Genomic DNA, 12,742 nt, shown 5'->3' with positions numbered 1-12,742 from the left:
GTGGACAATTACGCTTACCTGTACATCATCAGCGGCGAACCTTACCACCGCGGCACGTGCGTGAATCTGACGGCCGATTCGACGCTCATCGGCAGAATCGCGCATCAGTCGGCGCCGGACCTGGCCTTTACGAACGCGTATATTTCCCGTCAACACGTGATCATCCGCAGGGAGCGGGACAAGGCGCTGCTCTACGATCTCGGCAGCCGTCACGGAACGGAGCTGAACGGCGTGCGCCTTACGCCGCACAAGCCGTATCTGCTGCACAACTTCGACCGCATTCAGCTGTCCAAAGGGCTGGTCGTCCTTCACTTCTCGTATTCGTTCGCCGAGCAGACCTTGGATATCGAAGCGCCAAGCATCGCCTCGCGGCCGGACGAGTCGGAGGTGAGGCTGATCATTCACTGGGACAAGCGGGAATGCATCGTGGAAGGCAAGCGGATTCCGATGTCGGAGAAGGAATATTTGTTCCTTCGGGCTCTCCATGAGCATCCGAATCAGCTGGTGCCGCTGAACGAAATCAAAGCCAGCGTGTGGCCGGAACGCCCGTCGGGAGAGGAAGGCGTCCCCGATGTCACGCTCGACGAATTAAATGCGTTGGTCTATCGCGTGCGCAAAAAATACGGAAAAGACACCTTGCTTATTAACGCAGTCCGCGGAAGCGGGTATATCCTCGAGACTGAATCGAAAACGAGAGTGGGAATTACGTCATGAAATACATCCAAGTCGACTACTCGGGTCCGTTGAACGGCACCGTGCGCATACCGGGCTCGAAAAACAGCTCGCTTGCGCTGCTTGCCGCCGCTTGTCTGGCGGACGACATCGTCACGCTGAACGGCATTCCCCGGATCGAGGATATTCGCATGATTACGGCGATCAGCCAGGATATCGGCTTGTCCATGGAACAGAACGGCGGACAAGTCGTCCTGGATCCCCGCTGGATTCACAGCGCCGTCATCGACCCGAGCAAAGCGGCCGGCTTCCGGGCCTCTTACTACTTCGCCGGCGCGCTGCTCTCCAAATTCGGCAGCGTCACGATCGGCTTCCCGGGCGGGGACGATTTCGTCTCCAGGCCGATCGACCAGCATTTCAAAGCCTTCCAGGCGCTCGGCGCCGAGGTCAAGCTCTTCGACGACCATTTCATCGTCGAGGCCGCCGAATTGAAGGGGGCGGACATTTATTTCGACACCATTACTTCCGGTGCCACCATTAACGCGATGCTTGCGGCGGTCCGGGCCAACGGGCGGACGGTGCTACGCAACGCCGCGGTAGATCCGGAGGTCGTCGATACGGCCGTCTTGCTTAACCGGCTGGGCGCGCGGATCTACGGGGCAGGCACGCCGCAGATTCGCATCGAAGGCGTCCCTTATCTGCAGGGCGGCACGCATGCCGTCATTCCCGACCGCCTGATCGCGGGGGCGTTCTTAATGGCCGCGGGCATTCACGGGGGACAAGTAACCGTCCAGGATGTCATCCCCGAGCATCTGGACTCCTGCTTGTCCAAGCTCGAGGAGATCGGCATGCACATCGAACGCGGCGAGCAGCACGTCTCGGCTTCCGGGACGGGTTCGCTGAGGGCCGCGCGGGTTCGGACGGGCATGTACCCGAACTTCGCGACCGATTTGCAGCAGCCTATGACCGCGCTTCTGCTGCAGGCCAGGGGCAAGAGCATCATTACCGACCGCGTCTTCCCGAAGCGCTTCGCCCATGTGCCCCAGTTAAGGCGGCTCGGCGCGCAGATCGAGTTGCGACGCGAGAGTGCCTTCATTCGCGGCGGCATCCCTCTGCAGGGCGGCTGGGTGCATGCGTCCGACGTGCGTGCCGGCATCAGCCTGGTGCTGGCCGGATTGGCGGCGGAGGGAAGCACGTATATTACGGGCGTCGAGCATGTCGAGCGGGGGTATGAAGACGCGATCGCGAACTTCCGGGACATCGGCGCTTCCCTCTCGATGCGGGAGCTGGATGCCGGCGGCATGGCGGATCGGATGTCGCTGCGTACCTAACCTCGTTCCTTGATGGATGAATGGCAATAAGCCGAGTAAGGCGAAGCCGCAGAGCATGCGGCTTTTTTTGTCATGGGGAAAAGGGCGCGGCGGTTGCGGACGGGGAAGGGCGGGCCTTGAAGGGGAGTGACGGCGCAGCGGATCTCGCCCTTTACCCGCGTCTAGGCTCCCGTCGCGGGCCGTACGCCATGGTCCAGAGCGGCACCTGGCCGCCGGGGTTGTTCACGTCGTACACGTTGCCCGTCCACGGCGTGCCGCAGATGTGCAGATAGGCGTACGGCGTACCGTCGAACATCACCCAGGCGCCGGCATCGCGGACCGTCGCGGGCAATCCGCTTCGCTTGGCGTCGAACGGCCAAATGATCATCCAATGCGGACCGATCGGGATGGCCGGGCTCGTGCGATCGAACGGATCGGTGTTGCTGTGCTGCGTGGCGCCGCAGAGCATATAGATGAGGCCCGGGGCCGTATTCGTGGGCCGCGGTTTCCTGGCCATGATGTCCATCGTCCATTGCAGGCCCATGCGGTCGGCGCACATCGGGGGATTGCCGATCTGATTCTCGTCGCCGGGGAAGCAAGTCCATTCGTTGGTGCCGTGACGGAGGATGATCAGGCTGCCGTCCGGGCTAAATTCGGCCACTGTCGCGTCTTTGGTGATGGAATGGGGGCCGGATCTCATTGCCCGGGCAATTTTGATGCCGAGAATTTCTTCCTGCTTCGACGGGGGCACGGGCTGTCCGGGCGGCATCATCGCGATCGCGCTGTTGCTGAAAGATCCGGAAGACCCTTCCCTGGTTGAGGTTTCGGGCGCGGAACGAAGCGCTGCATGCTTCGCTGCGTCAGCTGCTGGGAGCGTGGGGGAGGCGCTTTTCCGTACGCGGGGCGCCGATGATTTTCGCTTTGCCATGTCGTCTTCCTCCTCGAAGAAAGCGTTGAAGTACCCGCGAAAGGCCGTGAAAAGTTCACTCCTTAGCGTATGCCGCGGGCTTATTTCCTAAGACAGCGAAGCGGGTTTGGCTTTCAGGTATCGACGAGTGGACAAGGTGCGGCCAGTTTGGCCGTTCGGAAGGAATTTCGCTTGCATTTATGGAATGGAACGATCATGCATACCGGGTCTTGGTTCAGTGGAGACGTTTCGTTCATGATGGAGGTGCGTCGATGGAGGTTTCGTACAAGCAGTACCTTATAAGCAATGATCAGTCACGTATTGACGTTCAGACGGTGATCGATTATTTGGCTAGAAGTTATTGGGCGGACCGCCGGCCGGTTGAGACGATTAAACAATCCATTCGCGGCTCTCTATGCTATGGCGTATATTTCCAAGACGAAATGATAGGGTTTGCGAGGGTCGTTACGGACGGAGCCACCATGTTTTATTTATGCGATGCCTTTGTTTTGGAAGATTATCGGGGACAAGGGATCTCCAAGAAATTGGTAGAAGCCATCGCCAACGCCCCGGAATTCGAGTGGATGACCGGCGTTTTGGGAACGAGGGATGCGCATGGATTGTACGAACAATTCGGGTTTGCCAGGGTTTGAGAAAGGCGATATCGGGCGCATTGCGCGGGAATTCATGCTTCGTTCGAAAGCAGGGGAGGGGACGCCCGACAGGTCGTACTTTCGCGCATAATTGCTTGACGAGATGCGATTCGGGGATTATGATAGCGTGCCGGTTAACTGAACATCCGTTAACGAGGTCTTGGAGGTGCCGCAGGCGGAAGAGTCCATGAATCGGTTCTACGTCATGACGGCGAAGATTCCCGAAGCAGGCGCAGCGAAATTCAATGAATACGAAAGTCTAGCGCTCTCTGCTTCGCGACCACGGCGCGAAATTAGAAAAAAGGCTCCAAAGCCCGATCGTACTACGCGATTATGCTTGCAACCATGGCTCACGAGGGACAACGGGATCCTTCGCCTCGTCTTTATTGCCTTTTAAGTTAAAGCCACCAATCATCCCTGACAGGAGTGATCGTGATGAACCCATCCAAGCTGAAGGAATACCGCATGCTGAACCGGCACGCCAAACAAGGGCAAATCGTATTCGTAGGCTCTTCGCTGATGGAAGGATTTCCGATTCATGAAATGCAGCTGTCGTTGAATCTCGGTCTGGACCGCGTCATCTATAATCGCGGCATTGGCGGCACGACGACCGCGGACCTGCTGCAATCGATGGACGCCTGTATCTTTGATTTGGCGCCGAGCAAGCTCTTCATCAATATCGGCTCGAACGACATCGGGGCCGAGGGGTACGGCAAGGAGGCCCTGCTTGCGAATTACGCGGCCATTATGGATCAGCTGCAAGCGCGGCTGCCGCTGTGCGAAGTCTTCGTGATGGCCTACTATCCGGTCAATGCGCAAGCGGATTTCGGAATGAAGGAAACCGAGAAAGCCGCGATGTTCGCCACCCGAACGAACGCCAACCTGCTGGAGGCGAATGCCGCGATCGAACAGGCGGCCAAGCAGCATGGCTTTACGTTTATTAACGCGAATGAAGGCTTAACGGATAGGGAAGGAAATTTGAAGCCGGAATTCACCGTGGAGGGCATCCATTTATGGCCCAACGCCTATACGGTCATCTTGGATAATTTGAAGAAGTATTTGTGAGCTGACCGCGTGGGACAGGTCCTGCGGAGACCGGAGCTTAACCGGTGCAGCCGCATTCGGGCTTAATGGTCCAATGGGAAAACGAAAAGCCTCAAGATCCCGCCGGCGTACACGGGATCTCGAGGCTTATGCTGCGTTACTCTTTCAGATACGTGCCTCCGCTTTAGAAGCGAATCGCGTACAACGACCCTCCGTCAAGCCGGTACCAGGCACCGTACCGGTACGGATTCTCTCCCGGACCGCCGAAGACATGCTCCCTGTAGTGCAGCTCTCCCGGACCCTTGAACGTATACAACAGCTTGCCCGCTTGGGCGGAATACAGGTAAGTGGTGTCTTTAAACGCGTACGCCACGGTCCCGTCCGGCCCCAACTCCTTAATGGTGAGCGGGACGCCGGTCAACTGCCACCATTTCGGGGCGGTATACGCCAATTTGGTCGCGCCTTCCGGCGACCGGACTTTCAAGGTCCAGCGCTCCGTCGCTTTGTTGTATTCCTTGTAGGCAATCCATCCGTTATTGATCTGGTACGAGGTTCTCGGGTCCGTCTTATAATAGTCCTCGTTCAGGACCGGGTTCAGGGTGATCGGGGTAATCTGGCCATCCGCGCCGCGAACTTGGAGCGACCATTTCGGATAGTCTTCGGACATGGTATACGCGGTGTAGAGGATGTTTTTGCCGTCCGTCAAAGGCCCATTGTAGTTGTTCGGATATTCGGGCGCGGTCGGATAATACGTCGTGGCCGTATCGTCGGAGAGGTGGCGGCGAATACCGTTATTAAACTCATACACGACCGTTCCGTCAGCCGACAGATCGAAGAAGTTCCGACTATTGAAATTCGCATTCAGCAAGTAACGGGATTTTCCCGTCTTTACGTTCACCGCGTTGTTGCTGAATACCGCGAAGTTTCCTTTTACGTCGTAGGGGCTTCCATGTTCCCAGCCGCGTTGAACCGCGCCGTCCTTCCAATACATCGCGGTGCCGTCGGACAAGGCATACACCACGCCTTCCGTCGTTAGATTCCCGGAGCGAAGGGCGCGAGGGGACCCGTCGGCATCATAGACCTTGACTTGGGTTTTAGCCGCGCGGTTGTACAACCAGAGCGTTTTATCGCCGTTTTCTTTCCAAATGATCCGGTCTTGATCAAAGTCCAGAATGGTGCCGTTCATCCGATATAGCAGCGTTTCCGCTTCGGGTACCGGACGATCGGCAGCCGTCGTGACCGCCTCTGCTTGTCTCACGCTTTGGTTGCCGTCGGCATCGACGGCGACCAGCGCAAAGTCGTAGGACGTACTCGGCGACAGCCCCTGCACGTCATAATGGGTCGCATCGGGATTCAAGGCAGTCAGCAGCGTCTGATCTTGATACACCCAATACCGGTCGACCCCGGTATCATCCGTGGCCGGCCGCCAATTCAACCGTACGGTGGCAGCGGTTACATCGGTAGCCGTAAGCACGTCGTACTCCGGCCACTGCGGCGCTTCGGGATTCGCGACTTGTACGGGCGTATCGCGGGTTATCGTCGTACCGTCGCCGAGTTGGCCGTACGCGTTATTTCCCCATGCCCAAACGGTGCCGTCGCGCTTAACCGCCACGCTGTGCGAGCCGTCGATCGTCCCGACGGAAGACACCGAATCAAGCCCGGCTACCTGCACGGGAGAGGAACGGTCAATCGTGCTTCCATCGCCGAGTTGGCCGGAATAATTATTTCCCCATGCCCAAACCGTGCCATCGCTTTTCACCGCCAACGAATGCGCAGAGCCTGCGGCGATCGCGGTCACCGATTCGAGCGCGGTCACTTGAACGGGCGTGGGACGGGTCGTCGTGCTTCCATCGCCGAGTTGGCCGGAACTATTCCACCCCCAGGCCCAGACGGTGCCGTCGCTCTTCAGCGCCAAGTTATGGAGCTGCCCCGCCGCAATGGCGATCACCGAATCGAGCCCAGGGATTTGAACGGGCGCAGCCCGGTAGGGGGTTTCGTAGGGTCCATCGTAGATGATCGAGCCGCCGGGCACCCCGTTTTGGCCTAATTCATTGCTCCCCCACGCCCAAACGGTGCCGTCGCTCTTCAGCGCCAAGCTGTGAAGCTGCCCTGCCGCGACGGCGACCACCGAATCAAGACCTTGTACTTGAACAGGCGCGGCGCGGTCCGTCCGGCTTCCATCGCCGAGTTGGCCGTGGACGTTCCACCCCCACGCCCAAACGGTGCCATCGCTTTTCGCTGCCAAATTATGAACTTGACCCGTAGCAATAGCGGCCACGTGGCTAAGATTGGCGACCTGAACGGGGGAAACGCTGTTCGTGCCGTCATACCAATTCCGACCCCACGTCCAGACGCTGCCATCGCGTTTAAGGGCCAAACTATGCGAATCGCCCGCCGCGACGCCGGACACCGAATCGAGCCCCCGTACTTGAACCGGCGTATAATGATGGTCTGTCGAACTTCCGTCGATGCTGGCGTATTCATTGCTTCCCCACACCCACACCGTTCCATCCGGTTTAAGCGCGAGCGTATGCTGCACTCCGCCCGTAACGATCGCTACCTCCAGATTCGAACGCTCTGCTGCCGCTTCGGAACCGGATGCCGCGGCCGCCGCCTGAAAAGGCAGAAGCAGCGTCAAGATCAGAAAACCGCAAATCAGAAGCACAAACCGTCGTCTCATTCTATTTCCCTCCTATGGCCCTTTTCTCTAAATCTACCATAATCAGGTAATATTGATAGTCCTCTAACGATCCATATTCCATGCCCTCGGCTTGGATCACCGGATCGTCTCGTAATCCTCGTAATCCTTATCCATTGCCGCACCGAATTCGGTATAATTAGCTTATCTTAGGAGCGAAATACGATGAGCATTTGAAGGATCGGGTCGGGAAGGAGCTTGGATGCGAAGATCGCAATTCCCCGATCGGTTTATGAAAGCGCGTACCAGATGAGAAGTCGAAGGCTTGCAGTGGCGGGGAGGCGAGGGGCAAGACGGTGACGGCTGCCGGTTGGCATGCGTACGGCCAATGCGAGGTTAGCGGCTGGCGCGATATCGCGGCGGTGGCGGCGGGCTGCGCGCATACGCTCGGCCTTAAACAAGACGGCACGATGGTCGCTGCGGGCGATTCTGCGGATGGTCAATGCGAGATCAGCGATTGGCGCGGCATCAAATTGCCCGATCGGCTGCTTCTGCTTGATTAACGAGGAGGCTCGTCTCGCAAGATTACGAACCATGAACGATTAAGGGGGCCAACCGTTTGGCGTCGGCATTATTTCCGCGATTGAAAGGCAACAGCAGAGGTTGTCTTGCGTTTGAACCGCTGTTTTTGATTCCTTATAGCATGTTCGCCACGTATGCCACGATTTACATGCATGAATTCGGGCTTAGCGGGACGGAGATCGGATGGGTGACGACGCTGACGCTGGCCGTGCAGGTGTTCTCTTCGCTGATCAGCGGCTATCTGACAGACCGGATGGGGCGCAAGGCCGCGCTGCTTGCGTTCGACCTGATTAGCTGGTCGATCGGAACGCTGCTGTGGGCGGTGTCGCAGAACATTTGGTTTTTCGTTGCCGCCGCGTTTATCAACGGGTTTCAGCGCGTGCCCCATACCGCGTTCTATTGTCTGCTCGTGGAGGATACGGAACCGAGGGAGCGGACATACGTCTTTACGCTGCTGCAGGTGATCGGCGTCGTTGGCGGCCTCTTCGCTCCGCTGGGCGGGCTCATCGTCAGCCATTACGGTGTCGTATCCGGCGGCCGGATGATGTATGTCCTCGCATTCGTCTGCATGACCGTTCAATTCCTGGGACGGCACTTCATGACGCACGAGACGGAAATCGGCTTGAGGAAGAGGCGGGAGGTGCGCGAGCTGGGCGTCAACGCAACCCTGCGGGACTACGCCGCGACCATGCGGGCCGTGCTAACGGACCGAAGCCTGCTGCTCATGTTCGGCGTCTACATGCTGTTCAACTTCCAAATGACCATGAAGGGGACCTACCTCTCCTTGTATCTGGCGGACGGGCTTGGCGTGGAGGAGGGATTCATCTCTTTCGTGCCGGCCGTCTCTTCCGTCGTCATGCTGCTCGTGCTCTGGCTCGTGATGCCGCGAATATCGGAGCGGCTGACGCCTCGCACGATGCTGTGGGGCTTCATCCTGTCGGCCATCGCCAACGGCATGCTTGCTTTAACGCCGGCAGGCGCTGCGGGATGGATCATCGCCAGCACGGTATTAGCCGCCGGGGCGACGATGATCACGGCCCCTTACTTGGAAGCGGCGGTTGCGAATGCGATCGACGACGAACGCCGGGCGAAAATGTTCGCGATCTTATCCGTCCTCGTCCTCCTCGTCGTCTCCCCGTCCGGCATTATCGGCGGTGCGACCTATTCGGTTGATCCGGCGCTGCCCATGTGGCTGACGGCGGGCGCATTCGTGCTGAGCATCCCTTTGCTTATCGCGGGAGGGAGAAGAATCACGGCTCCCAAAGACGGGGCGTTAGGAGTTGGAGAATCATCATGAAGACAATGCTTGTCGTCGTCGCCGCGGCCGCCGGTTTGCTAGCCGCTTCCGCCACTTCCCATGCGGCTGCCCCTTCGATAATCGTCGTTGGCGGTAAGCCGGTTCAACGAGTTGCTCCGCTTGTCGTGGATAAGGGGCGTATCTTGGTTCCGCTGCGCGCGCTGGCGGATTCGCTCGGCGCTTCGACGACCTGGAACCAAGCCGCCAAGACGGCAACCGTTCGCAAATGGTCGGAGACGGTGACGTTAATCGCGGGCAAAAATACCGCGTACTCCGTGAAGGCGAATCAGACCCATAAAGTAACGCTCGATGCTTCCGCGAAGCTCGTGCACAATCGGGTATATGTTCCGCTGCGCTTCCTTGCGCGGTTGTATGGCTACCAGGTAGCGGCAAGCGGGGATACCGCATTCGTGGACTCGTCGCTTACCGCGAGCGAGCAAGCTGCGCTCTATAAGGGAGATCTGGCGAAAGCGCGGCAATTCGTGATGGACAAGGGACCGAAGAATGCTCATTATGCCAATAAGCCCATCCCTTACTCGCACGAACGGGAAGGCTTTGAAACGACGTATTTCTTTCCGATCGGCGAAGCGAATCGCTTCTTCCTCATCACGGATGATACCGTGTCGTTCTATGAAGTGAAGGACGACTTTTTCGTCGTCACGTGGCAGGCGCGCATACCCGTTGGACAGAAAGATACGGATCAGCTGTTCCTGGAAGGCAAAGTGACGGATGCCGCGGGAACCAAACCCGCTATCAAGCGGGAATTTTTCTTTTCCCGAACCAGCGGCTTGGTGACGAGTACGAACATAACGGCCGGGAAAATCGGTCCCGATGGGAAGACCGCGGTTACGGGCGTCAAACGAATCGTCGGCGATGAAGTCAAAGAAGCATCAGGTTCCTTGGCTTTAACGCTGCCGAACGAGGTAAGGGCGGAGGCGACGAAAGAATGAGCGTCGGCCATCGATATGGCAACGGAATAGCGTAGGCAGCGCGTCCATCCACGATTCGCCAAACATACGGGACACGAAACAACCAAACGGCAGCCGATCGCGAATCGGCTGCCGTTTGACGTTGAAAGCGAAGAAAGCTGCCGAGAACCGCGCGCCGCGCGGTTTTTTTTTGTGGGGGAGGAACGGATTATCATCGATTGAGTATTATAATAAAAAAAGTACCTTGACAGTCACAGTAGTATGGCTTATTATGCAGATATGAAGGTGATCGATACGAGCGAGAACAACCTCGCATCCGCCCTGCCGGAGCCCGCAGCCAACGCAATTGGAAGAATGAGAAACGCGTGTTGCAAAATTAAATTTTAGAGGAGCGATTTAAGATGAAAAACGCGAAAACGGAACGGAACGTCCTGACGAACTTCAACGCAAGCAACCTGGCGGAAAGCGACTTTGCCGGCGTGACGGCGCATAAGGGACAGTTCAAAGGCAGCGCGCTGCGCGGCTCCGACTTCTCGGGCGCGGATCTGACCGGCAGCTCGTTCAAGAGCAGCGACGTCCGCGGCGCGAATTTCGACGGCGCGAACCTGACGGACTGCGTCCTGTCCACGCTGGATCTGGCGAATGCCAGCTTCCGCAAAACGATCCTGGTCCGTACCAATTTCAGCAAGTCGGTACTGGACGGCGCCCGATTCACGGGCGTACGGCTGACCGACGCGACATTAGCGATGACCGATCTTCGGAAGACGGCGTTCGAAGCGTGCGTGTTCGACGGGGCGGATTTCAAGCACGCCGATCTGAGCGGTCAGCGTTTCGACGGCCAGACGTTTATCGGCGCGAAGTTCGACAACGCGGCCTTAACCGGAACTTCGTTCAAGGGCGCCACCTTGAACAACGTATCGTTCAAGCCGGGGTTCGCGCTCACGAACAAGTACTACCGGATGATCAAAACCATCCGCTTCGACGGCGCGACGATGGATAAACTCACCTATGCGCTGCTCAAGGGCATGGGAGCCGAATTGACGAACGTCACGATTCTATAAGGGAGGGATTCCGATGCAAACCATGCAAGCCATGCAAACCGTGCAAACCAAGAGCATCCAAGTCAAAGGATTGCAAAAGTCCTACAAGGAGCTGCAGGTGCTGAAGGGCGTCGATTTCGAGGTGGAGAAGGGGAGCATCTTCGCGCTCCTCGGCTCCAACGGGGCGGGCAAGACGACGGTGGTCAAAATCCTCGCCACGCTGCTGAAGCCGGACGGCGGGACCGCCGCCGTCAATGGATTCGACGTCGCGGCCAAACCCGACCGCGTGCGGCAGGCGATCAGCCTCACCGGGCAGTTCGCCGCCGTGGACGAAATCTTGACCGGACGCGAAAACCTGGTCATGATCGCCAAGCTGCGGTATCTCAAGAACCCGCGCCAGGTGGCCGACGACGTATTAAAACGATTCGGCCTGACGGAAGCAGCCGACCGCCGGGTGTCCACGTATTCGGGCGGCATGCGCCGCCGGCTCGACATCGCCTTGAGCCTGGTCGGCAATCCGCCGATCATCTTCCTCGACGAGCCGACGACGGGACTCGATCCCGAGGCGCGCATCGAGGTATGGAAGATCGTCAAGGAGCTCGCGAACGGCGGGACGACCGTCCTCTTGACCACGCAGTATCTGGAGGAAGCCGAGCAGCTGGCCGACCGGATCGCGATCCTGCACGAAGGCCGGATTATCGCGAACGGCACGCTCGCGGAATTGAAGAAGCTGTTCCCGTCCGCGCAAGTGGAATACGTGGAAAAACAGCCGACCCTCGAGGAGATCTTCCTCGCCATCGTCGGCAAAAAGGAGGGCAAGTAAATGGAAGCCGCTAAGAAGCATTTCTTCACCGATATCGGCGTCATGCTGGGACGTTCCATGCGCCATGTGTTCCGCAGCATGGACACCATTATCACGGTGACGATCATGCCGATCGCGTTCATGCTGCTGTTCGTCTATGTGTTCGGCGGCGCCATACAAGCCGGAACGGACAACTACGTGAATTACCTGCTGCCCGGCATCCTGCTCATGGCGATCGCCAGCGGAGTCGCCTATACGTCGTACCGGCTGTTCACCGATGTGCAGCGGGGCATACTGGAGCGGTTTCAGACCATGCCGATCTCGCGTTCCTCCTTGCTTTGGGGCCACGTGCTGACCTCGCTGGCGTCCAACGCCATCTCGCTCGTCGTCATTATCATCGCCGCCTTGATCATGGGTTTTCGTTCATCCGCCGGCGTGCTGCCTTGGCTGGCCGTCGCCGGAATCCTCGCCCTGTTTACGCTGGCCTTAACCTGGGTCGCGGCGATCGCCGGACTTTCGGCCAAAACGGTCGACGGCGCGAGCGCCTTCTCCTACCCGATCATCTTCCTGCCCTTCATCAGCTCGGCGTTCGTGCCGACCGAGTCGATGCCGACCGTCGTCCGCGCCTTCGCCGAACATCAGCCGGTGACCTCGATCGTCAACGCCATCCGGTCGCTGTTGGCGGGACAGCCGGCGGGGAACGACATCTGGCTCGCGCTGGCGTGGTGCATCGGAATTCTGCTGCTGGCCTATCTGTTCGCCATGCGGGCGTTCAAGAAGCGGGTCTAACGAGCAAGTGATCAGGAGAAAGGAGTCTACGTGACCGATGAAAAACCCGCCGGGTGCTCCGGCGGGTTTTTTATGGTAA

The 12,742-nt window shown here is 58.4% G+C and carries 11 protein-coding genes and 2 pseudogenes; 11 read left to right on the top strand and 2 right to left on the bottom strand.

The window, feature by feature from the left end; genetic code table 11:
* Both BMZ79_RS08800 and murA read left to right on the top strand, forming a co-directional pair.
* Positions 1-714: an FHA domain-containing protein gene (locus BMZ79_RS08800; protein ID WP_090638857.1), complete on the top strand. Its 714-nt coding sequence runs from the start codon at positions 1-3 to the stop codon at positions 712-714.
* Positions 711-2,003, top strand: a complete 1,293-nt coding sequence (gene murA, locus BMZ79_RS08795; protein WP_090638856.1) for a UDP-N-acetylglucosamine 1-carboxyvinyltransferase — start codon at positions 711-713, stop codon at positions 2,001-2,003. Before BMZ79_RS08800 ends, murA begins: the two co-directional genes overlap by 4 nt.
* Before the next feature lie 151 nt (positions 2,004-2,154).
* Here murA and BMZ79_RS08790 read toward each other — a convergent pair whose 3' ends face one another.
* Positions 2,155-2,643: a hypothetical protein gene (locus tag BMZ79_RS08790; RefSeq protein ID WP_143088911.1), complete on the bottom strand. Its 489-nt coding sequence runs from the start codon at positions 2,641-2,643 to the stop codon at positions 2,155-2,157.
* 10 nt (positions 2,644-2,653) lie between these two features.
* Here BMZ79_RS08790 and BMZ79_RS34675 point away from each other — a divergent pair, with 10 nt between their 5' ends.
* From BMZ79_RS34675 to BMZ79_RS08775, 3 genes are all read left to right on the top strand, one after another.
* Positions 2,654-3,001 (top strand): hypothetical protein, encoded by a 348-nt coding sequence (locus BMZ79_RS34675; protein WP_218154672.1) that lies wholly within the window; start codon positions 2,654-2,656, stop codon positions 2,999-3,001.
* A gap of 160 nt (positions 3,002-3,161) precedes the next feature.
* Positions 3,162-3,542 carry a GNAT family N-acetyltransferase gene (locus BMZ79_RS08785; protein ID WP_090640079.1) on the top strand — a complete coding sequence of 127 codons (381 nt, stop codon included), beginning with the start codon at positions 3,162-3,164 and terminating at the stop codon, positions 3,540-3,542.
* A 435-nt stretch (positions 3,543-3,977) separates the two neighbouring features.
* Positions 3,978-4,607: a GDSL-type esterase/lipase family protein gene (locus tag BMZ79_RS08775; protein ID WP_090638849.1), complete on the top strand. Its 630-nt coding sequence runs from the start codon at positions 3,978-3,980 to the stop codon at positions 4,605-4,607.
* A 163-nt stretch (positions 4,608-4,770) separates the two neighbouring features.
* On the opposite strand, the gene BMZ79_RS08770 is transcribed toward BMZ79_RS08775, so the two are convergent.
* Positions 4,771-7,266, bottom strand: coding sequence for an RCC1 domain-containing protein (locus BMZ79_RS08770; RefSeq protein WP_090638847.1), 2,496 nt, complete (start codon positions 7,264-7,266; stop codon positions 4,771-4,773).
* Between the two features lie 311 nt (positions 7,267-7,577).
* Here BMZ79_RS08770 and BMZ79_RS08765 point away from each other — a divergent pair.
* The 6 genes and pseudogenes from BMZ79_RS08765 to BMZ79_RS08740 form a co-directional block, all read left to right on the top strand.
* Positions 7,578-7,787: pseudogene (locus tag BMZ79_RS08765) on the top strand (chromosome condensation regulator); the annotation flags it as partial.
* Positions 7,788-7,843: 56 nt separating this feature from the next.
* A complete protein-coding gene (locus BMZ79_RS08760; protein ID WP_256252620.1) occupies positions 7,844-9,103 on the top strand; it encodes an MFS transporter in 1,260 nt (419 codons plus the stop codon).
* Positions 8,995-10,053, top strand: a complete 1,059-nt coding sequence (locus tag BMZ79_RS08755) for a copper amine oxidase N-terminal domain-containing protein (RefSeq protein WP_256252619.1) — start codon at positions 8,995-8,997, stop codon at positions 10,051-10,053. The genes BMZ79_RS08760 and BMZ79_RS08755 overlap by 109 nt, the downstream gene beginning before the upstream one ends.
* 398 nt (positions 10,054-10,451) lie before the next feature.
* A pseudogene (locus tag BMZ79_RS08750) lies at positions 10,452-11,093 on the top strand (pentapeptide repeat-containing protein); the annotation flags it as partial.
* Between the two features lie 31 nt (positions 11,094-11,124).
* Positions 11,125-11,895 (top strand): ABC transporter ATP-binding protein, encoded by a 771-nt coding sequence (locus tag BMZ79_RS08745; protein ID WP_090640073.1) that lies wholly within the window; start codon positions 11,125-11,127, stop codon positions 11,893-11,895.
* Positions 11,896-12,663: an ABC transporter permease gene (locus BMZ79_RS08740; RefSeq protein ID WP_090638844.1), complete on the top strand. Its 768-nt coding sequence runs from the start codon at positions 11,896-11,898 to the stop codon at positions 12,661-12,663.
* Positions 12,664-12,742 lie beyond the last annotated feature (79 nt).

Source organism: Paenibacillus sp. UNC496MF, assembly GCF_900113915.1.
Lineage (GTDB): Bacteria > Bacillota > Bacilli > Paenibacillales > Paenibacillaceae > Paenibacillus_Z > Paenibacillus_Z artemisiicola.
The sequence above is the reverse complement of the archived record's forward strand: the minus strand, read 5'-3'. Positions and strand labels throughout refer to the sequence as shown.

Bases quoted from the DNA above. Each gene is read 5' to 3' on its own strand.
- murA (WP_090638856.1), top strand. From the start codon at position 711: ATGAAATACATCCAAGTCGACTACTCGGGTCCGTTGAACGGCACCGTG.
- BMZ79_RS08785 (WP_090640079.1), top strand. From the start codon at position 3,162: ATGGAGGTTTCGTACAAGCAGTACCTTATAAGCAATGATCAGTCACGT.
- BMZ79_RS08775 (WP_090638849.1), top strand. From the start codon at position 3,978: ATGAACCCATCCAAGCTGAAGGAATACCGCATGCTGAACCGGCACGCC.
- BMZ79_RS08770 (WP_090638847.1), bottom strand. From the start codon at position 7,266: ATGAGACGACGGTTTGTGCTTCTGATTTGCGGTTTTCTGATCTTGACG.
- BMZ79_RS08745 (WP_090640073.1), top strand. From the start codon at position 11,125: ATGCAAACCGTGCAAACCAAGAGCATCCAAGTCAAAGGATTGCAAAAG.
- BMZ79_RS08740 (WP_090638844.1), top strand. From the start codon at position 11,896: ATGGAAGCCGCTAAGAAGCATTTCTTCACCGATATCGGCGTCATGCTG.